Genomic DNA, 20,371 nt, shown 5'->3' with positions numbered 1-20,371 from the left:
CCAAACGGGCGCACAACTGTAAGGTCATGGGTCGACCACAGAGCGCAATGGGGGAGGGTCGAGCTTCTGTGTCTGAAGAAGTTGTGACGAGCGGGAAAGTCGGCAGCAGCTTCACCGACATCTTCGGCAGCGGGCTCACCGCCGTCATGGACGCGGGCAGGGCCGTGGCGATCGCCGTGGAGACCCAGCAGCTGTCCGTCGACCCGCACCTGGTCGACGCCATGATCAAGAAGCTGAACGGAATGAAGGATGCCCTCGACCGTGTCATGCAGCGGTCGGCGGTCCTCAGCCAGGACACCAAGCTCGGCGGTGGCTATGCCGAGCAGATCAGCGCCAGCAACAGGACTTTCGGCGAGGCCGCGCAGCAGACGCTCCGGGACTTGCTCAAGGCGATCGACGAGCTGAAAACGCAGATCGAGAAGAGCCGGGCCACCTACAAGGCCTCCGACCAGGACTCCGCCGATTCGATGAAGAAACTTGGGAAGTGATGAAGCGCATCCTCGTCGCCACAATCGGACTGGCAGCCCTCACCGCCGGGTGCACCGGGAACACGGTCAGCGGCGACCCTGCACCGACGAGTGGCGGCTCTACGCCCACCAGCACTTCGAGTTCCGCATCGGGCCTCGAAGGGGTCAAGCCGTGTGACCTGCTCAGTGAGGCAGAGGTGACCGGTCTCGGGCTCAAGTACCCGGGAGAGGCAGAGCAGCTCGGAGTCGCGATCACGTGCTCTTGGAACATCAGCGGCAACGGCGGACTCCTCGCGGGCATCCGCACGAAGTCCGGCCTCGCGGACCTGAACCTCTCCGGCGACAAGATCAGCGACGTGAAGGTCGGCAAGTACGACGCTAAGAAGGTCGAGGCACAGGACGGCGCGAAGAACATTTGCACCTTCGCCATCGCGGTCTCGGATTCGTCCTCGGTCGTGGTGATCGGCAACCTCACCGGCACCTCGGACGACACCGCCGCCGCATGTGAACGGTCTTCCAAGGCCGCCGAGCTGATCGCACCGAAGCTGCCGTAACGCCGCACGAGGGGGAATCTCATGGCGCCCGTCAAACCCACCGTCCCACACCCGAACGCGAACTACCCCGGTGTGGCGCACGAGCAGATGCAGAAGCTGGTCACCGAGAAGTACGTGGCCGGCGCCGCCGACCCGGTGATCGACGCCTGGGCCAAGATCGGTGAGCAGTTCAAGACCCTGGCCACCGACTTCAACATCCTGGTCAACGGGTCGCAGTCGGCGTGGACCGGCAAGGCGGCAGAGGGTGTCAGAACGGCGCTCGGCAAGGTGGGGACGTTCGCCGACAACACCGGCGAGGGCTTCGAGCGCACCTCCAAGGCCATCGCCGAGCAGCGGAACGCCGCGGGCCAGGCACACAGCACCATGCCGCCGGTGGTGAAGTTCAGCCCCGGCGACATCTTCACGAAGTGGGCCACCCCCGCGGTCATCTTCCCGCCGGCCATGGTGGGCGCCCCGTTCGAGATGGTCGCCAAGCACCAGGAACAGCAGGCGGCCAAGGCCGAAGCCGTCCAGGTCATGCAGACGCGGGACAACACGATGATGGCCGCAGCGATGTCCATGCCCACCATGGAATCCACGCCGAAGGTCACGCAGGACCCCGGCGTGGTGACGCCGCCCGGCCACAACAACAACTCGAACACCAACCTGGGCAACGTCAACGCCAATCAGCAGTTCGGCAACAACAGCAACGGCATGCCGTCGTTGCCGCCTCCCGGCAACGGCACGACCAACGCCGCGTGGGCAGCGCCCAAGACCAGCGACCCGGGGCTGAACAACCCGAACAACCCGCCCGGCGGCCAGAACAGGCCTCCCGTCGGACCCCCGATCGGCCCGCCCGGAGGGTTCCCTCCCGGCATGCGGCCGCCCGGCGCGGGTCAGAACGGCAGGCCCGGCGGTGGCGGTCCCGGCATGGGACGCGGCGGTCCAGGTGGCGGCGGCGCCGGTGGCGCGGGTCGTGGCATGGGCGCAGGCGGTATGGCCGGCGTCGGTGGTTCCGGACGTGGCATGGGCAGCTTCGGGCCCGCGACGCCCGGCGGCAGCGCGGGTGTCATGGGCGGACCCGGCGGCGGCGCAGGTGCGGCGGGTGCTGGTGCCGGTGCGGGTGGTCGTGGTGCTGCCGGCGGCATGGGGGCCGGTGGTGGCGCCGGGGCCGGGCAGGGTGGTGCCGGCGAGGAGGACAAGGAGCACAAGTCCAACTACCTCGTGCCCACTGACGAGTTCTTCGACGACGATCGCATGGTCGCGCCGCCGGTGATCGGCGGATGAAGCGGATCGCTCAGCTCTCGCTGCCCGCGTTCGAGGTGCTGTGGGAGAACATCAAGGTGGGCGGGATTCCGTATCCGTTCGACGTCGACCAGCACGGGGAGACGTTGGAGGAGCGGGAGCGCATCAAGGTCGCTGTGCACGCGGATCTTGAGCGGCGGAACCTCGCACGGCGCGGGCGGCCTGAGCCCGATCTCGAGGACGCGCTGAACCTGTTGGCGCGGCCCGAGTTGCGGGTCATCGCCGTTGCCATTCCGGACATGAGTCAGGAGCGGCTGGTGCGGGCCAGTGTGGTGGCTCGCGGTGGGTACGCGGTGCTCGTGGTGCAGGAGGAGGCGGGCGTCACGCTGAACCTGGTGCAGCCCAACGAGATCGCGACCAGCATTGCGAACGTGATGCCGCCTGGGCGGCCGGGGCCGGGCAAGCCGGTGACGGTGCCGGCTCAGGCGTTCGAGGCGCCCCAGCAGCAAGAAGGTTTTCGGCAGGCCGTCCGGACCACCGAGAACGACGACGTCCGGCTGGCCAAGCAGATGTTGACCGGGCCCGCGCTCGGCAACGGGCACTTCCTCGTGCAGTTGAGCCAGGGACGCACGAAGCGGGACTTCCCGCCCGTCACGTGGATCGACACCAAGGCGGGGCGGTACGCCAACGTGCCTGCCCGCGCCGGGTGGTTCACGATCGGGCCCGCCGACAACACGGGACTGGCGCGGCACCTCGGCCAGGTGCTCGCGATGACCAGCGAGCGCTGAGACGAGAAGGCCCACACGCGGTCACGCGCGAGGCGGCGGTTCCTCGTAGCGCGTGACCGCGTGCCCTCCCCGCGGAGAACATACGTCCGTTCGGCCTCAAGTCGAAGAAACGTCGCGTTATTGGCCACGTTTTGGCCACCCGCGCAGCACCTCACAGGCAACCGATCATCGGGCGCGTCCGAGAAGCGTGCCGGTTGCCCTCTTTCGGCGCATTGACAATTTACTTTCAGGCGACCTTCGCGCAATTCGGATCCAAAGCGACTATCGTCCCAGCAGCACAGTGCATTTGCCCGTTGTTCGTTGTCTCACCATGTCCCTGACCAGCACAAACACAGAGTGCTCGATTCAATGACAGAAAGTGGACAGGACAATGTCAACAGCTGCGACGACGAAGGGAAACGATTCTCCGAAGCTGCGCGACGACACGACCCGCTTCCTCTGCGGAGCCGCTCACCGCGACGAGGAGTTCGCGGACTCCGCCATTCGCGAGTACCTCGTCGAGTCCACTCGGTCGATTCCGCGTTCACCCGGAGTCAACGCGGGCGCGGTCTTGCGGGAGGCGGTGGCGGCACGGACGCGGCGCAAGGTGCGCGACAGCGTGTTGCTGGTGTTGGCGGTGGTGGTGCTGTTCGCCGCGAGCGGGATGCTGCTCGGCGGATGGCTGCTGGTCGCCTCGATCGTGGCGGTCGGGACGGGAGCGCGGCTGGCGTTCCAGAGGCCGCAGCGGCCAAGAACGCCGCGCGTGCCGGTCGTGCTGGGCTCGATCGCCAGCGTGATCGCGCTCTTCTTCGTGCTGTACAAGCTCATGGAAGAGATCGCCGCCGCAGACGTCTACTGCAGTCCCAGGTTGAGGAACTGCGTGGAGGAGAGCAGCGACGCCGGGCTCGTGATCTCGATCTTCGCGATCGTGCTGCTGTTCGCGGTGCTGTTCGCGGACCGGGTGGTGACGTGGCTGCTGGTCACGAAGAGCTTCCGCCGCGCAGGGTTCCGCACCGGCAAGGCCGGCGGGGAGCAGTGGCGAAACGAGTGGACCTTCCGGTCGCTTGGGCACTCCAGCTACGCCGAAGCGCTCGCGCTCTACCCGACCGAGGAGGACGGCGAACCTGACCCCGACGAGGCCCAGGTGATCGTCTACCACGGATACCGGCCGTTCGTCGGCTCCGGCGTGATGTTCGAACCCTGGTCCATGGCGCTGCCCCTCAAGCCTGCCAAGGACTCCGAAAACGACGTGCCGTTACCCGGCTTCACCCTTCCCGAGCTCTACGAACACATCACGGGCGAGCTGGTCAAGACGGGCCGGTCGGCGTCGCTGTCACCGGGACACCGGTTGCGGGGCCTCAAAACCGGCGACCGCGTCGTCATCTCCTCGGTCGAGCTGATCGACCACATCGACGACGACGAAGCCCGGATCGTGTTGCCGGACAAGGACCACTCCCCCGAGCACGGCGTCGGGAAGTCCGTTGTAGACGAACTGATCGCCCGGCCGATGGAGTGGATGCGCTACTTCCGCTCTTTCCAGGTCGAGACGTGGGACCGCGACGTCGTCGTCTCCGCCTACCTCACGTTCGGGCTCGACGACGAGATGCTCTACGTCGAGTGGACGCCGTGCATCCTGCACCCCATCCACGCCCACCACCGGCAGATCGACGTGCTGCCGGAGCAGTCGCTCAGGCCGTTCCTCGACGCGGTCGTCGACCTGCTGAAGTTCCCTGCGTCGATCCCCAAGCGGTTCGCGTCCGCGGTCGGCTGGATGAACCCGATCCACCAGGCCGAAGGCACGTTCGTCGCGGAACGCTACGGCGCCAGCAACAGCCTGCGCGAGCTCGCGAGCAGGAGCCAGGTCGACAACTACTTCCAGCTCACCGACGTCGAGCGCTACGTCAAGGTCCTGGAGTCGCGGCTGCTGCGCACGCTCGGCGAGTTCCTGGAGAGCAAAGGCATCTCCGTCACCGAGTTCATGGAACAGGCCATGCAGGTGACGAGCAACAACGTCCACATCACCGGGCCGGTGATCTCCAGCAACATCGGCACGACCGGCAAGGCCCGCACCGGCAGCGTGAACGTCAGCAAGGGAACCACATGAACGAACGGAACTTCGAGATCCAGGGCCCGGTGATCGGGAGCAACGTCGGCACCAGCGGGCGCGCGAGGACCGGCGACGTCCACATCGGACACATCAAGGACGTGAGCACCGTGCTGCGGCTGCTCGACGAGTTGCGCGAGGACCTGAACGACGCCCAGGCGCCCACGTCCACCATCGAGGCCCTGGACGACCTGCGCGCGGAAGCCCGCAAACCCAAGCCCAGCAAGGAAGTCACCGAACACCTGATGGACAAGCTGGCGGACCGAGGCCTCGGCGAGCAGATGCGGGACCTGTCGAAGGCCTTCGACGCCCTGTTCTAGGCCTCAGGCGCTAGGAAACCCTGCGGGCGGTCGCGAACCGGGGCCGCCCCGCCAGGTCGAGGTGATCGGCCACGTCCGTGAGCGACCGGCGCGCGCTCAGCAGCGCCGGCACGGACTCCCCCTGCGTGTCGTCGTGCTCGATGCCGACGAACCCGCCCGGCTTGAGCCACCGCGCCGCCGCCCACACGACGTGCCTGATCACGTCCAGCCCGTCCACCCCGGAGAACACCGCGTGGTGCGGGTCGTGCTCACCCACCTCGGGCTGCACGGGCGTTCCCTCGGGCACGTAGGGCGGGTTGCAGACGACGAGGTCCACCAGACCGTCCAGATCGGACAGCAGCGCCGGGTCGGTGGCGTCACCGAAGTGCAGCCGGATCGGCGTGTCCCCCGCGGCCACCCGCACGTCGGAGTTCCGGCGCGTCCACGCAAGCGCTTGCGGGTCGATCTCCACGGCGTGCACCACCGCGTCCGGGCGAGCGGCGGCGATCGACAACGCCAGCGCGCCGGTGCCCGCGCAGAGGTCCACGACGACCGGGTTGGAGACGCCGACCAGGGCTTTCAGGCCCCACTCCATCAGCAGCTCGGTCTCCGGCCGCGGCACGAACACCCCCGGCCCGACCTCGACGGAGATCATCCCCATCGGCGCCCAGCCGAGGATGTGCTGCAACGGGATGCGCGAGGCGCGCACCCGCACGAGCTTGTGCAGCTGGTCGATCACCGACGGATCGACCAGCGGGATGAGCGGCAACCGCCCGCGCTCGACCCCGAGCACGTGCGCGGCCAGGTACTCCGCGTCGACGCGCGGACTGTCCACACCCGCTTCGGCGAGGATCTTGGCCGCCTCGGAGATCGCGAGACGGAGCGGTTGCCGGTTCATCATCGTGGAGAAAACTATCTCAGAAGTTGATCATGTGCCCGGCCAGGCCGTGCACAGCTTCCTTGACGGCCTCGGACAGCGTCGGGTGCGCGTGGACGTTGCGCGCGACCTCGTGGACGGTCAGGTCCCACTGCTGCGCCAGCGTGAGCTCGGGCAGCAACTCGGTCGCCTCGGGGCCGATGATGTGGCCGCCGAGCAGCTCGCCGTGCGTCTTGTCGCTGATCAGCTTCACGAAGCCGCCCGGGTCGGCCAGGCCGTGCGCCTTGCCGTTCGCGGTGAACGGGAACTTCGAGACCTGGACGTCGTAGCCCTTCTCGCGCGCCTGCTTCTCGGTGTAGCCGAAGGAGGCGATCTGCGGCTGGCAGAACGTCGCGCGCGGGATCATCACGTAGTCGAGTTCCATCGTCTCGGCGCCCGCGATGGTCTCCGAGGCGATGATGCCCATGGACTCGGCGGTGTGCGCGAGCATCAGCTTCGCGGTGACGTCACCGATCGCGAAGATGTGCGGCACGGACGTGCGGCCGCGGCCGTCGATGTCGATGGCACCGCGGTCGGTCAGCTTCACGCCGGTGTTCTCCAGGCCGTAGCCCTCGACGCGCGGCACGAAACCGATGGCCTGCATGACCTTGTCGGCCTCGAGGACCTCTTCCGCGCCGTTCTTCGAGACGGTGACGCGGACCTTCGGGCCCGACTCGTCGATCGACTCGACGCGCGTGCCGATGCGGACGTCCACGCCCAGCTTCTTGTAGCGCTTGAGCAGCTCGGCGGAGACCTCTTCGTCCTCCAGCGGCACCATGCGGTCGAGGAACTCGACGATGGTGACCTTCACGCCGTAGTTGTGCATGACGTAGGCGAACTCGACGCCGATGGCGCCCGCGCCGGCGATGATGATCGACTCGGGCAGGTCCTCGGTCATGATCTGCTCTTCGTAGGTCACGACGCGGTCGGACTTCTGCGTGTTCGGCAGCATCCGGGTCGTGGCGCCCACGGCGATGATCGCGTGGCCGAAGGTGATGACCTCGCCGTTGACCGTCAGCGAGTGGTCGTCGGTGAAGTTGGCCCACCCGTTGTACTCGGTGATGCCGTTCTTCTTCATCAGGAAGTGCACGCCCTTGACGCGCCCGTCCGCGACCTTGCGGCTGCGCTGCCAGGCAGCGCTGTAGTCGAAGCTGACGTTGCCGTCGACCTTGATGCCGAACGTCTTCTGCTCGTGCGTGAAGATGTGCGCCAGCTCGGCGTTGCGCAGCAGCGCCTTCGAGGGGATGCAGCCGACGTTCAGGCAGACGCCGCCCCAGTACTTCTCCTCGACGATGGCGGTCTTCAGCCCGAGCTGAGCCGCACGGATCGCGGCGACGTACCCGCCGGGACCCGCACCCACGACGACGACATCAAAGTGTGCGCTCATAAGCACACAACCTAGCTCCCGAGCTGCTCCCGCAAGAACTCAACCGTCCGTTTCCAAGCGTTCTGCCGGGCGTGCGCGGTGGCGCGGGGAGAACCACCACCCGAGAAGGTGACGCCGGGCCCCGGATAGGTCACCTCGGTGGCCGGGCGGTGCGGCGGGCCCGCGATCAGGTGTCCTGCCTCGGGATACACCACGTGCTCGTGCGGGAACGGGTGCTCGTGGTCCTTCAGCCGCCGCATCGCGACGTCGCTCAGTTCGGCGCTGGGCCACCCTTCGTCCTGTCCGGACGAGATGAGCAACACACCCCCGTTGATGCGTTCGACGGCGATCTCGGTGTCCTCGGGGATGCCGTCCTCGGTGCTGAAGGCGAGCTTCAACGGCACGGGTTCGTCGTTGACGATCTTCGCGCGGAGCTCGTCGCCGAGGTCGTAGGGCAGGTACGGGAGGGGCTGGCCCTTGAGGGTCCAGGAGGCCGTCTCGTACTGGAGCTTCTGCAGCAGGTTCGCTCCCGGGCCGATGCCCTGGGTGACGACGCCGCTTCCCACGACGCTGATCACTGCCTTGACCTGGGGGAACGTGGCTCCGATGAGGAGGGCCAGTTCACCGCCGCGGGAGCCGCCGAGCACGCCGATGGCGCCCGCTCGTTCTTCCAGGTGGGCGATGGCCTTGCCGAAGTACTCGAGCGGGACGTCGACGAGGTGCTCGGGCAGGCCCTTGAGGCCGAAGTAACCGAGGGCGAACGTGACGAAGCCGTGCGCGGCCAGGAGAGCGGCGTCGGTCTCGTGCAGGCCGCCTTCGGAGCCGGACAGCACGATGACGCCGGGGAGCTCGCCTCCGTCGTCCTCAGGGGCGAACAGGGTGCCCACGAGTCCGTTCTCGCGGACTTCCTGGCGTTCGACGCCCTCGGGGACCTTGAGGCGCTCCAGGACCCGGTCGCCGACGCCTTCGACCGAGAGGACGGTCGGGCCGGGCTTGCCGCCCGTGCGTTCCAGGGACCAGAAGAGGCCCATCGCGTCGACGCCCGCGTAGCTGCCGTCTCGTGGTGCGTGCCTTGTGAGGTCCACGACACCACGGTCGTCCGCCTCGAACACGGCGTGAGAAGCGCGCTCGCCCGTGGAGAGCTGCACGGTGATCTCTTGCCCGGGTTTGAGGCCTGCGACGACCACTTCGACCTCTTGGTCGAGGGGCGCTGACTGCGGATTCACCAGGATCTCGGCCACAACGCGCCCCTTCTCACGTCGGATTACCCGCCTGCGAGCCGTTCCGCCCGGTCTGCGGCGGCGAGTGCGTCCACCACCGCGTCCAGGTCTCCGTCGAGGACCTGGTCCAGGTTATGCGCTTTGTACCCAACCCGGTGGTCGGAGATGCGTGATTCGGGGAAGTTGTAGGTCCTCACCCGTTCACTGCGGTCAACGGTGCGGATCTGGGTGCGCCGGGCGTCCGACTGCTCCTGCGCCTTCTGCTCCTCGGCGAGGGCGACCAGACGGGATTGGAGCACCTGCATGGCGCGGGCCTTGTTCTGGAGCTGGCTGCGCTCGTTCTGGCAGGACGTGACGATGCCGGTCGGCAGGTGCGTGATGCGGACCGCGGAGTCCGTGGTGTTGACCGACTGACCGCCCTTGCCGCTCGACCGGTAGACGTCGATGCGGAGGTCCTTCTCGTCGATCTCGACCGCGGTGGTCTCCTCGGTCTCCGGGAAGACGAGGACGCCGGCCGCGGACGTGTGGATGCGCCCCTGGCTCTCGGTGACGGGCACGCGCTGCACCCGGTGCACGCCGCCCTCCCACTTGAGCCGGCTCCACACGCCGTCTGGCGTCGCGCTCTTGGTCTTGATGGCGACGGTGACGTCCTTGAAGCCGCCGAGGTCGGAGTCGGTGCCGTCGAGCATCTCGACCTTCCAGCCCTGCCGCTCCGCATACCGCGTGTACATGCGCAGCAGGTCCCCGGCGAACAGCGCGGACTCCTCGCCGCCCTCGCCGGACTTGATCTCCAGCAGCACGTCGTCCCCGTCGTGCGGGTCGCGCGGCAGCAGCAGCTCGGTGAGGCGTTCCTCCAGCTTGGGGAGCTGGGCCTCGATCTCGTCGACCTCGTCCTGGAACGACCTGTCCTCGGCCGCGAGCTCCTTGGCCGCTTCGAGATCGTTCTTGGCCTGCTCGATCTCCCGAGCCGTCTTCACGATCGGCCCGAGTTCGGCGTACCGCTTGCCGAGCTTGCGCGCACCCGCCTGGTCAGCGTGCACGGAGGGATCCGCGAGCTTCTTCTCCAGCTCGTCGTACTCGGCGAGCAAGCTGTCCAGCGACTGCGACACTTCTCCTGCTTTCGTTCGAGGCCTTAGTCCGTGGGTGTGCCCAAGAAACGGCGACGGCGCCCGCCCCGGCCGTGATGGCCGAGGTCAGGCGCCGTGAAAGCAGCTACTTGTTGCGCTTGCCGTAACGCGCCTCGAAGCGCGCCACGCGACCGCCGGTGTCCAGGATGCGCTGCTTGCCCGTGTAGAACGGGTGGCAGTTCGAGCACATCTCGACGCGAACCTCAGACGCCGAAGTGGTGCTGCGCGTCGTGAAGCTGTTGCCGCAGCTGCACGTCACTTCGGTAGCGGTGTACTCGGGGTGGATTCCACTCTTCAAGATCTTGTCCCTTTCAAGGATGGCCGCCGGGTCCCTGTTGGTGAACGGGTGAACCGGAGCCGGACTCGACCGTTTAGTTTGCCAGACCGTTCAACACGTGCAAAAACGCGGTTGTTCCCGAGGTGGGGGTGTGGGCTGGGTCATGCCCTCGGCGGGCGTGGCCGGAGGCTTGCGATTGAGGCTTGATGCTGGTCACGGGGCCGACCGGGCTGATCTTGGAGTGGGTCGGCGCTTGCCTCCGCGTGTTGGCGGCGTACCACTCTGCGTGGTTCATGTCACAACCGCTCGGCGTTTCCGGTACGCCGTTCGGCGCAAGGTGTCGCCGTTCGACTGGATGCGGCTCTGTGTTGTTGGTGGGCGTGCATCAGACTGTGCGGCGTGTTCTGCACCGCTGAGCGGCCAATGGGTCAGCGCTTGTGGCTGGCGTTGCCGTTCCTGTTCTCCGCTGCCGTGTTCGGCCTGATGGGGTCGGCAGGGCTGCTCACTGCGTCCTGGAGCACGGTGCCGTTGTCCCCTGTGGTCACGGGGGCTGGGGTGGCGGTGGGGGCCGCTGTTTCCGGTGGGGTTCGGTGGCGGCGGGGGTGGCAGCGGGTTTGGCTTCGGTGGCCTTACCTGGCTGGGGTGCTTGGGGCCGGGGTTGTTGTCGGGGCGGTGGAGGTTCCCGCTTTGGTGGCGACTGTGGTGGGGGTGCCGGTTTTGCTGGGGCTCGTGTTTCAGTGCCTGGTGCAGAGTGATGAGAGTCGGCAGGCTGCCGACTGCCGTTGAGGGCCGCTTTGGGTGTCCGGTGGTTGCGTTCCGTCGGTTGGCCGCGCGTTCCAGCGGGGTTGGTTGCGTTCTGTTGGTTGGGCTGCGGTTGCGAGGGTGGTCCATCAGGCAGTGACGAAGTGAGCGGGGTTGCGATTAGGGCTTGACCTTGAGCCTCTAGCTGGATGCATTCGCGGCCTCAAAAGCCGGGGAGTAGTACGCCCCGGCCGGACCGAACAGGTTGGCATCCAGCCCCTCAAGGTCAAGCCCCAATCGCCAAGAACGGCGCAACCGCTACCCAGAGCTGATCAGCCCGTTCGGGCTCGCTTCGCTTCGCCACACCAGGATTCGTAGGTGGGCAGCTCACGTCTTCGGCTATCCGGTTGGCACCTCGCGCCGGGCCAAGACCGTGGTTGGGTTGCGTTCGCGACTGCGGTTGGGCGGGAGTGTCAGACCTGCTCTGTACGTTGGGTCGCAAGGAGCCTGCGCGCGAGGGGACCTCTGCGGCAGCCTGCCGTTGTGGCGTTGGCGGGGTCGGCATTCGAGTGACTGGCACGAAAAAGCCCCCGCTGACCTGCAGCGGGGGCAATTTCACGTGAAACTTACGTCGGTCAGTCCTGCTCGGCGCCTGGGGTGGTCTTGGCCACCTGCATCAGGAACTCGATGTTGGTGCGGGACTTGCGCAGGCGGTCCAGCAGGAGGTCGATTGCCTGCTGGCCGTCGAGGGCGTGGAGCACTCGGCGGAGCTTGTGCGTGACTGCCATCTCGTCCGGCGAGAGCAGGAGCTCTTCCTTGCGGGTGCCGGAGCTGTCGACGTCGACGGCCGGGAAGGTGCGCTTGTCGGCGATCTTGCGGTCGAGCTTGAGCTCGGCGTTGCCGGTGCCCTTGAACTCTTCGAAGATCACCGAGTCGCCGGCCGAGCCGGTTTCGACCAGTGCCGTTGCGATCACCGTGAGGGAGCCGCCGCCTTCGATGTTGCGGGCGGCGCCCAGGAAGCGCTTCGGCGGGTAGAGAGCCGTCGAGTCGACACCACCGGACAGGATTCGGCCGGAGGCCGGGGCTGCCAGGTTGTAGGCGCGGCCCAGGCGGGTGATCGAGTCGAGGAGCACGACGACGTCGTGGCCCATTTCGACGAGGCGCTTGGCGCGCTCGATCGCCAGCTCGGAGATGGTCGTGTGGTCCGACGGCGGGCGGTCGAAGGTCGAGGCGATGACCTCACCCTTCACCGAGCGCTGCATGTCGGTGACCTCTTCCGGACGCTCGTCGACGAGGACGACCATCAGGTGGCACTCGGGGTTGTTCGTCGTGATCGCGTTCGCGATCGACTGGAGCACCGAGGTCTTGCCGGCCTTCGGCGGCGAGACGATCAGGGCGCGCTGGCCCTTGCCGATCGGCATCACCAGGTCGATGACACGGGTGGTGAGGATGTGCGGCTCGGTCTCGAGGCGCAGGCGCTCGTTCGGGTAGAGCGGCGTCAGCTTGGTGAAGTCGGGGCGGTTGCGCGCCTCTTCCGGGTCCAGGCCGTTGATCTTGTCGACGCGGACCAGCGGGTTGAACTTCTGCCGCTGCTGCTCGCCGTCACGCGGCTGGCGGACGGCGCCGGTGAGGGCGTCGCCGCGGCGCAGGCCGTACTTGCGCACGAGAGAGAGCGAGACGTAGACGTCGTTCGAGCCCGCGAGGTAGCCGGAGGTGCGGACGAACGCGTAGTTCTCCAGCACGTCCAGGATGCCCGCGACCGGGAGCAGGACGTCGTCGTCGCGCACCTCGGTCTCGCGGTCCTGACGGCCGCCTCCGCCCTGGTCGTCGCCACGGCCACCGCGCCTGCGGCGGTCGCGGAAGCGGCCGCGACGGCCACCGTCGTCGTCGCCGTCGGGCTGGTTGCCGCCCTGGCGGTCGCCGCCGCGGTCACCGCGGTCGGAACGCTCGCCGCGGTCGCGGTTGCGGTCACGGCCGCCGCGCTCGTTGCGGTCGCCCCGGTCGGAGCGCTCGCCCCGGTCGGAACGGTCGCCGCGGTCCGAACGCTCGCCACGGTCGGAACGCTCACCGCGGTCCGAACGCTCGGAGCGGTCCTGGCGCTCGCCGCGCTCGGGGCGCTCAGCGCGCTCCTGGCGGTCGGCGCGCTCGGGACGCTGCTGCTGCTCCTGCTGCGGCTGGCCCTCGCCCTCGGCGTTGCCACCACCGCGGCCGGAACGGCGACGGCGGTTTCCGCGACGCCCACCGTCCTCGGACGAGCGGGTGTCGTCGCCAGCGGGAGACTCGGCGGCAGCGGGCTTCTCCGCTACCTCGAGCTGCTGCTGAACAGGCTTTTCCACGACCTTCTCGGCCTTGGCGGCGGGCTTCTCGGCGGCAGGCGCCTCGGCCTTGGCGGAGACCTTTTCGGCCTTCGCCGGCTTCTCGGCCTTCGCCGGTGCGCCGGAACCCTGCTTCTCCTTGATGGCCGCGATCAGGTCGCCCTTGCGCAGGCCTGCGGTTCCGGTGATGCCCATTTGGCCGGCGAGCTCGCGCAACTCAGCGAGCACCATGCCGGACAGACCCGCGCGGCGGCGCGGCGTCGTGCCGTTCGATGGGGTGGACAGAGCGTTCTCCTCGGCTCCAGAACCAGCGGCAGCTGCGACTTCGCTGCTCAGCAAATCGGTGTTGGTCACACAAGTCCTTCCTGACCAGGCCCCGCCTCCTACGCGGCCCAGCGGACCCGCCTTCCCACTTCAGCGGGGAACGGCGGTCAAGTCCGATGAAGACGGAAGCACGACGGCTGCCGACTGGCACGGGACTTTTCTCAGATCACGGCGATCGGGTGCCTCTTGCGTCCGCCCCGCCCGCACGGCACAGAGCCGGAACACAAAAGGATTGCGACCCGGAACGAGTGTCCGGGCGCGACACCGGCGCCCGTGCGCGCAGTGACTGATCGCCCCCGAGGGTAGACGCCGGTCCCCCGGCATGCAACAACCGGGGTCGGGCGTGTCAGTCCAATGGACGAACGCGCACGCCGGCGGCGTCGACATCGAGTCTGCGCACGTCGAAGCCGTGCACGTCGACCTCGGCCGGAAGATCACCGAAGGCGATCACGGTGGGTCCCGCTCCGCTCACGCAGGCGGGAACTCCGAGCTTCCGAAGATCGTTGATCACCCGAACGGTGTCGGGCCAAGCGGGTTCCCGGTAGTTCTGGTGAAGTCGATCCTCAGTCGCAGCAAGGAGAACGGACGGATCGGACGTCAGCGCGTGCACCGCGAGGGCGGCCCGCCCTGCGGCGTGCGCGGCGTCGGCGTGCGGTACTTCGGCCGGCAGCAGGCCGCGGGTCGTCTTGGTGGACGACTCGGTCGAAGGGATCAGCACGACCGGGCGCACCCGTGCGTCCACGTCCTTCCGGACCGCGCGGTACCGCTCTCCTTCCGACCACGCAACAACAACTCCGCCGTACAAAGAGGCAGCCGCGTTGTCCGCGTGCCCCTCGAACTCGGCGGCGATTTGCAACGCGTCCGTGTCCAACTCGCGACCCAACAGGGTGAATCCGGCTACGACACCCGCCACGATCGCGGCCGCCGACGAGCCCAGTCCGCGTGCGTGCGGAATGGTGTTCCGGCACCTCAGCGCGAGGCCGCCGGTGTAGCCGGTGGCGCGGACGGCCCGCACGACGAGATGAGACTCGTCGAGCGGGACGTCACCCGAACCGGCACCGTCGACGGTGATCGAGAGGTGGCCGTCCGGAGCGGAGGCCACCTCCACGTCGTCGTACATGCCGAGCGCCATGCCCAGCGCGTCGAACCCCGAACCGAGGTTCGCGGTCGACGCGGGGACGGAGACGAGGAACTTCACGCCAGCTCCAGCGCGTGCGCGACGGCGCCGGGGTCGACCGGGACGGGCTCGACCTCGGTGGTGCCGAGCAACGCCGTGTCGGGGTCCTTCAGGCCGTGGCCAGTGACGGTGCACACAACGGTCGAGCCCTTCGGCAGCCTGCCGTCCTCGGCGGTCCTGAGCAGACCGGCGATGGACGCGGCCGACGCCGGCTCGACGAAGATGCCCTCGGACGACGCCAGCAGGCGGTACGCGGCGAGGATCTGCTCGTCGGTGACGGCGTCGATCAGGCCACCCGACGAGTCACGGGCGTTGATCGCACCCGTCCACGACGCCGGCGACCCGATCCGGATCGCGGTCGCGATGGTCTCGGGGTTCGGCACCGGCTCACCGGACACCAGCGGCGCGGCACCGGCGGCCTGGAACCCGAACATCTTCGGCAGGCCCTTGTCGTACGACGTGTAGCCCTTCCAGTACGCGGTGATGTTGCCCGCGTTGCCGACCGGCAGGCAGTGCACGTCCGGCGCCTGGCCGAGCACGTCGCAGACCTCCCACGCGGCGGTCTGCTGGCCGACGAGCCGCACCGGGTTGACCGAGTTCACCAGGGTGACCGGGTACTCGGCGGCGGTCTTGGACGCGAGCTCGAGGCAGTCGTCGAAGTTGCCGTCGATCTGCAGGATCTTCGCGCCGTGCATGACGGCCTGCGCGAGCTTGCCCATCGCGATCTTGCCGCTGGGCACCAGCACGGCCGCCGTCAGCCCGGCCTTGGCCGCGTAGGCCGCGGCGGACGCCGACGTGTTGCCGGTGGAGGCGCAAATGACGGCCTTCAGGCCGGACGCCAGCGCGTACGTCATGGCCACGGTCATGCCGCGGTCCTTGAACGACCCGGTGGGGTTCGCGCCCTCGACCTTCACCCACACGTCCGAACCGGTGAGCGAGGAGAGGCGCTTCGCGTGCACCAGCGGTGTGCCGCCCTCGTGCAGCGTCACGACCTCGGCGCCGTCGGGGATCTCGATGCGGTCCCGGTAAGCGTTGATGAGACCTGGCCAGCCCGCTCTGACAGCGCTCATTCCTCGCCCTCCACCCTCATGACGCTGACGACGTCCCGCACCACGGGGAGGCCACCGATTTTGTCCACAGTGGACCGCAGCGCGGCGTCGGTCGCCGCGTGCGTCACGATCACCAGGCTGGCGTCCTCGATCCGGCCTTCCTGGCGCACAGCGGCGATGCTCACGTCGTGCTCCGCGAACACGGCGGCGACCTGCGAGAGGACACCGGCCTTGTCCGCGACGTCGAGGCTGATGTGGTAGCGGGTGGGCGTGTTCCCCATGGGCTGCACGGGAAGCGCCGCGTAGGCCGACTCGCGCGGACCGTGCCCGCTCGCGACCATGTTGCGCGCCACGGCGACCAGGTCGCCGACGACCGCGCTCGCCGTCGGGGCGCCACCGGCGCCCTGCCCGTAGAACATCATCTCCCCCGCCGCGTCGGCCTCGACGAACACCGCGTTGAACGCGCCGTTGACCGAGGCCAGCGGGTGCGTCCTGGGGATCATCGCCGGGTGCACTCGAACGGCGACTGATTCCTGGCCGGACGGGCTGACCACGCGCTCGCAGATGGCGAGCAGCTTCACCGTGCGGCCGAGGCCCTTGGCGGCCGCGATGTCGGCGGCCGACACCGCGCGGATGCCCTCGCGGTACACGTCCGACGCCGTCACGCGCGTGTGGAACGCAAGGGACGCAAGGATCGCGGCCTTCGACGCGGCGTCGAACCCGTCGACGTCGGCGGTCGGGTCGGCCTCGGCGTAACCGAGCCGCGAGGCCTCCTCGAGCGTCTCGCCGTAGCCAGCGCCGGTGGCGTCCATCGCGGACAGGATGAAGTTCGTCGTGCCGTTCACGATGCCCATGACGCGCGTGATCCGGTCTCCCGCAAGGGATTCCCGCAACGGGCGCAGCAACGGGATCGCACCGGCGACGGCGGCCTCGAAGTAGAGGTCCGCACCGGACGCGTCGGCCGCCTCGAACAGCTCGGGGCCGTGCTCGGCGAGCAGCGCCTTGTTCGCGGTCACGACGGACTTGCCGTTGCGCAACGCCTCCAGCAGCAGGCCCCGCGTGGGGTCGATGCCGCCGATGACCTCGACGATCACGTCCACGTCGTCCGACTTCACGAGCGCCTCGGCGTCCGTGGTGAGCAGGTGCTCCGGCACTTCGCGGTGTTTGTTCGGCCTGCGCACGGCGATGCCCGCGAGCTCCACCCGCGCGCCGATGCGCTGGGTGAGGTCGTCGGCCTGGTCCGTCAGCAGCCGGACTACCTCCGTGCCCACCGTGCCACAGCCGAGCAAGGCGACCCGAATCGGTTTCACGGCTTTCATACCTCCAGACGGAACAGGTCGTCCTCGGTCTCGCGACGCAGCAACAGCCGCGCCTCCCCATCGGTCACCGCGGCGAGCGCGGGCCGTGGAAGTCGGTTGTACCCGCTCGCCATCGAGTAGCAGTAGGCCCCTGTGGCCGCGATCGCAACCAAGTCTCCCGGGGCCAGGTCATCGGGCAGCCAGCAGTCGCGAACCACGATGTCACCGGACTCGCAGTGCTTGCCGACAACACGACACAGCACTGCCCTCGACTCGGGCTCGGACGCGCGTGAGACGAGCTTGCAGTCGTAGACCGCGTCGTAGAGCGCCGTGCGGATGTTGTCGCTCATGCCGCCGTCGACGCTGACGTACCGGCGGCGCGCGCCACCGTCGAGTTCGACGTCCTTGATGGTGCCGACCTCGTACACGGTGATCGTGCCGGGGCCGACGATCGCGCGGCCGGGCTCGACCGCGATGCGAGGCATCTCCAGGCCGTTGTGCTCGCACTCCTTCTGCACGATGTTGTGCAGCTGCCGGGCGAGTTCGGCGGGCGGGGGCGGGTCGTCGTCCGGCGTGTAGGCGATGCCGAGGCCGCCGCCGAGGTCGACGACGTTCAACGACGGGACGTCGCCGTGCTCCTCGCGGATGTCGGCGAGCAGGCCGATGACGCGGCGGGCGGCGACCTCGAAACCGGACGCGTCGAAGATCTGCGAACCGATGTGGCTGTGCAGGCCGACGAGCTTGAGACCGCCGGCCTTGAGCACGCGCCGCACGGCCTCGGCCGCGTCGCCGGACGACAGCGAGAAGCCGAACTTCTGGTCCTCGTGCGCGGTCGCGATGAACTCGTGCGTGTGCGCCTCGACGCCGACCGTCACGCGGATCAGCACCGGCTGCACCACGCCGCGTTCGCGGGCGATCTGGTCCAGGCGGGCGATCTCGTGGTAGCTGTCGAGCACGATCCCGCCGACGCCCGCCTCGACGGCCGCGACCAGTTCGGGAACGCTCTTGTTGTTGCCGTGCAACGCGATGCGCTCGGCCGGGAAGTCCGCCCGCAGCGCGATGGCGAGTTCGCCGCCGCTGCACACGTCGATGGAGAGGCCTTCTTCGGCCACCCACTTCGCGACCTGGACGCTCAGGAACGCCTTGGAGGCGTAGTGCACGAGCGTCGGGTCACCGAACGCCTCGGCGTGCTCGCGGCACCGCGCGCGGAAGTCCTGCTCGTCCATGACGAACAACGGGGTGCCGTACTGCTCGGCCAGCTCGCGCACGTCCACGCCCGCGAGTTCCAGGACGCCCGCGTCGGTGCGCTTGGCGTTGCGGGGCCACACCGTCGGGTGCAGGAGGTCGAGCTGGTCGGTGGAGGAGGGACGGTCTCCGGCGGTGTTGCCGGGCGCCGTGACGTCGGCGTGCCGAGGTCCGGCGGGGTGTGCTCGCATTACATTCGCTCCGGTGCGGTGACGCCGAGCAGGCCGAGGCCCGCTCCGAAAACATGCCTGGTGGCGGCGCAGAGGGTGAGCCTCGCCTGGTGCAGCGGGGTGGTCTCCTCGTCGCCCTGGGGAAGGACGCGGACGCCGTTCGTCCGGTCGTAGAAGCGGTGGAACGCGCCGGCGAGTTCCTCGAGGTAGCGCGCCACCCGGTGGGGTTCGCGCAGGTCGGCAGCGGTGGCGACGACCCTGGGGAACTCGCCGATCGTGCGGATCAGGTCGCCTTCGCGCTCGTGCACCAGCAGGGAGAGGTCGTCCCCCTGCGTGACTCCGAGGTCGGCGGCGTTGCGCAGCACGCCGGAGATGCGGGCGTGCGCGTACTGGACGTAGTAGACCGGGTTCTCGTTGTTGTGCTTGCGCAGCAGGTCGAGGTCGATGTCGAGGCTGGAATCGACGCTCGACCGGATCATGGCGTAGCGGGCGGCGTCCACCCCGACCGCGTCGACCAGGTCCTCCATCGTGATGACCGTGCCCGCGCGTTTGCTCATCCGGACGGGCTGGCCGTCGCTGACGAGGTTCACGAGCTGGCCGATCAGCACCTCGACGCTGTCCGGGTCGTCGCCGAGGGCCGCCGCCGCTGCTTTGAGGCGCGCGATGTAGCCGTGGTGGTCCGCTCCGAGCATGTAGATGCACAGGTCGAAGCCGCGGCCGCGCTTGTCGACCAGGTACGCGATGTCGCCCGCGATGTACGCCGGGTTGCCGTCGCTCTTGATGACGACGCGGTCCTTGTCGTCACCGAAGTCCGTGGACCGCAGCCACCACGCGCCGTCCTTCTCGTACAGCGAGCCGTTGGCCTTGAGCTTGGCCACGGCCTCGTCCACGCGGCCGCTCTGGTGCAGCGAGTCCTCGTGGAAGTAGACGTCGAAGTCGGTGCCGAACTCGTGCAGGCTGCGCTTGATCTCCTCGAACATCAGCCCGACGCCGACCCTGCGCACCGTCTCGGGGTCGCCGAGCGCCCCCGGTTCGCGGCGCAGGACCTCGGCGGCGATGTCGCTCACGTACGTGCCCGCGTAGCCGTCCTCGGGGGCCGGCTCACCCTTCGCGGCGGCGATCAGCGACCGGACGAACCGGTCGATCTGCGCGCCGGCGTCGTTGAAGTAGTACTCACGGGTGACGTCCGCGCCGCGGGCCTGCAACACCTTGCCCAGCGCGTCGCCCACGGCCGCCCAGCGCGCGCCACCGAGGTGGATCGGACCGGTCGGGTTCGCGGAGACGAACTCCAGGTTGATGCGCTTGCCGACCAGTTCGGAGCCGGTGCCGTAGAAGTCCTCGAGCGCGGCACGAACGATCGCTCCCTGGGCCTCGGTGGCGATCGTGAGGTTCAGGAAGCCGGGACCGGCCACGTCGGCCTTCGCGATGGCGGGCTGGGCCAGCAGGGCCTCCGCGAGCCACGTCGCCAGCTCGCGCGGCGGCACACCGGCCTTCTTGGCGAGCTGCAACGCGACGTTCGTGGCGTAGTCCCCGTGCTCGGGGTTCCTGGGTCGCTCGACCGTCACCTGCTCCGGGAGCGAGGTGGCGTCCAGGCCTCGGTCTGCCAGCAACTGGGCAACCGTGGTCCGGACCAGATCGGCGAGCACTTCAGGGGTCACGCCAGAAGAGTTTAGAGAAGCGTTGTCGCAGGTCTCGACCGGGTTACCGGGTCTCGGAGGGTGAGACGGCAAG

At 68.5% G+C, this 20,371-nt stretch carries 17 protein-coding genes; 6 read left to right on the top strand and 11 right to left on the bottom strand.

Annotation, left to right across the window (positions count from 1 at the left end; all coding sequences use genetic code 11):
- Positions 1-68: 68 nt before the first annotated feature.
- The 6 genes from JNUCC0626_RS40470 (at position 69) to JNUCC0626_RS40445 (ending at position 5,436) form a co-directional block, all read left to right on the top strand.
- Complete coding sequence (locus JNUCC0626_RS40470) at positions 69-488, top strand: type VII secretion target (protein WP_394615938.1); 420 nt, start codon at positions 69-71, stop codon at positions 486-488.
- Positions 488-1,021 (top strand): DUF3558 family protein, encoded by a 534-nt coding sequence (locus JNUCC0626_RS40465; protein WP_394615937.1) that lies wholly within the window; start codon positions 488-490, stop codon positions 1,019-1,021. Before JNUCC0626_RS40470 ends, JNUCC0626_RS40465 begins: the two co-directional genes overlap by 1 nt.
- A 21-nt stretch (positions 1,022-1,042) precedes the next feature.
- The gene (locus JNUCC0626_RS40460) at positions 1,043-2,287 is read left to right on the top strand and encodes a hypothetical protein (protein ID WP_394615936.1); all 1,245 of its coding nucleotides are present in this window, start codon (positions 1,043-1,045) and stop codon (positions 2,285-2,287) included.
- Positions 2,284-3,033 (top strand): ESX secretion-associated protein EspG, encoded by a 750-nt coding sequence (locus JNUCC0626_RS40455; protein WP_394615935.1) that lies wholly within the window; start codon positions 2,284-2,286, stop codon positions 3,031-3,033. Before JNUCC0626_RS40460 ends, JNUCC0626_RS40455 begins: the two co-directional genes overlap by 4 nt.
- Before the next feature lie 370 nt (positions 3,034-3,403).
- Positions 3,404-5,116 carry a hypothetical protein gene (locus JNUCC0626_RS40450; protein ID WP_394615934.1) on the top strand — a complete coding sequence of 571 codons (1,713 nt, stop codon included), beginning with the start codon at positions 3,404-3,406 and terminating at the stop codon, positions 5,114-5,116.
- On the top strand, positions 5,113-5,436 hold the full coding sequence (locus tag JNUCC0626_RS40445) for a hypothetical protein (protein WP_394615933.1): 324 nt from the start codon (positions 5,113-5,115) through the stop codon (positions 5,434-5,436). Before JNUCC0626_RS40450 ends, JNUCC0626_RS40445 begins: the two co-directional genes overlap by 4 nt.
- A 10-nt stretch (positions 5,437-5,446) precedes the next feature.
- On the opposite strand, the gene prmC is transcribed toward JNUCC0626_RS40445, so the two are convergent.
- The 11 genes from prmC to argS form a co-directional block, all read right to left on the bottom strand.
- Complete coding sequence (prmC, locus tag JNUCC0626_RS40440) at positions 5,447-6,313, bottom strand: peptide chain release factor N(5)-glutamine methyltransferase (RefSeq protein ID WP_394622204.1); 867 nt, start codon at positions 6,311-6,313, stop codon at positions 5,447-5,449.
- Between the two features lie 19 nt (positions 6,314-6,332).
- Positions 6,333-7,718 carry a dihydrolipoyl dehydrogenase gene (lpdA, locus tag JNUCC0626_RS40435; RefSeq protein ID WP_394615932.1) on the bottom strand — a complete coding sequence of 462 codons (1,386 nt, stop codon included), beginning with the start codon at positions 7,716-7,718 and terminating at the stop codon, positions 6,333-6,335.
- Positions 7,719-7,729: 11 nt separating this feature from the next.
- Positions 7,730-8,938, bottom strand: a complete 1,209-nt coding sequence (locus tag JNUCC0626_RS40430) for an acyl-CoA thioester hydrolase/BAAT C-terminal domain-containing protein (RefSeq protein WP_394615931.1) — start codon at positions 8,936-8,938, stop codon at positions 7,730-7,732.
- A gap of 23 nt (positions 8,939-8,961) precedes the next feature.
- Positions 8,962-10,026: a peptide chain release factor 1 gene (gene prfA, locus JNUCC0626_RS40425; protein WP_394615930.1), complete on the bottom strand. Its 1,065-nt coding sequence runs from the start codon at positions 10,024-10,026 to the stop codon at positions 8,962-8,964.
- Between the two features lie 103 nt (positions 10,027-10,129).
- Positions 10,130-10,342 carry a 50S ribosomal protein L31 gene (rpmE, locus tag JNUCC0626_RS40420; protein WP_090095185.1) on the bottom strand — a complete coding sequence of 71 codons (213 nt, stop codon included), beginning with the start codon at positions 10,340-10,342 and terminating at the stop codon, positions 10,130-10,132.
- 1,355 nt (positions 10,343-11,697) lie between these two features.
- The gene (gene rho / locus JNUCC0626_RS40415; RefSeq protein WP_394615929.1) at positions 11,698-13,731 is read right to left on the bottom strand and encodes a transcription termination factor Rho; all 2,034 of its coding nucleotides are present in this window, start codon (positions 13,729-13,731) and stop codon (positions 11,698-11,700) included.
- 316 nt (positions 13,732-14,047) lie between these two features.
- Positions 14,048-14,899 (bottom strand): homoserine kinase, encoded by an 852-nt coding sequence (thrB, locus tag JNUCC0626_RS40410; RefSeq protein ID WP_394615928.1) that lies wholly within the window; start codon positions 14,897-14,899, stop codon positions 14,048-14,050.
- The gene (gene thrC, locus JNUCC0626_RS40405) at positions 14,896-15,948 is read right to left on the bottom strand and encodes a threonine synthase (RefSeq protein ID WP_394615927.1); all 1,053 of its coding nucleotides are present in this window, start codon (positions 15,946-15,948) and stop codon (positions 14,896-14,898) included. The genes thrB and thrC overlap by 4 nt, the downstream gene beginning before the upstream one ends.
- Positions 15,945-17,246 carry a homoserine dehydrogenase gene (locus JNUCC0626_RS40400; protein WP_394615926.1) on the bottom strand — a complete coding sequence of 434 codons (1,302 nt, stop codon included), beginning with the start codon at positions 17,244-17,246 and terminating at the stop codon, positions 15,945-15,947. Before JNUCC0626_RS40400 ends, thrC begins: the two co-directional genes overlap by 4 nt.
- Positions 17,243-18,661, bottom strand: coding sequence for a diaminopimelate decarboxylase (gene lysA, locus JNUCC0626_RS40395; RefSeq protein WP_394615925.1), 1,419 nt, complete (start codon positions 18,659-18,661; stop codon positions 17,243-17,245). The genes JNUCC0626_RS40400 and lysA overlap by 4 nt, the downstream gene beginning before the upstream one ends.
- Positions 18,661-20,298 carry an arginine--tRNA ligase gene (gene argS, locus JNUCC0626_RS40390; protein ID WP_394615924.1) on the bottom strand — a complete coding sequence of 546 codons (1,638 nt, stop codon included), beginning with the start codon at positions 20,296-20,298 and terminating at the stop codon, positions 18,661-18,663. Before argS ends, lysA begins: the two co-directional genes overlap by 1 nt.
- Positions 20,299-20,371 lie beyond the last annotated feature (73 nt).

It is taken from the genome of Lentzea sp. JNUCC 0626, from assembly GCF_043632865.1.
Classification (GTDB): Bacteria; Actinomycetota; Actinomycetes; order Mycobacteriales; family Pseudonocardiaceae; genus Lentzea.
Note: the sequence above shows the minus strand (reverse complement) of the source record. Positions and strands in the feature narration are given on the sequence as shown.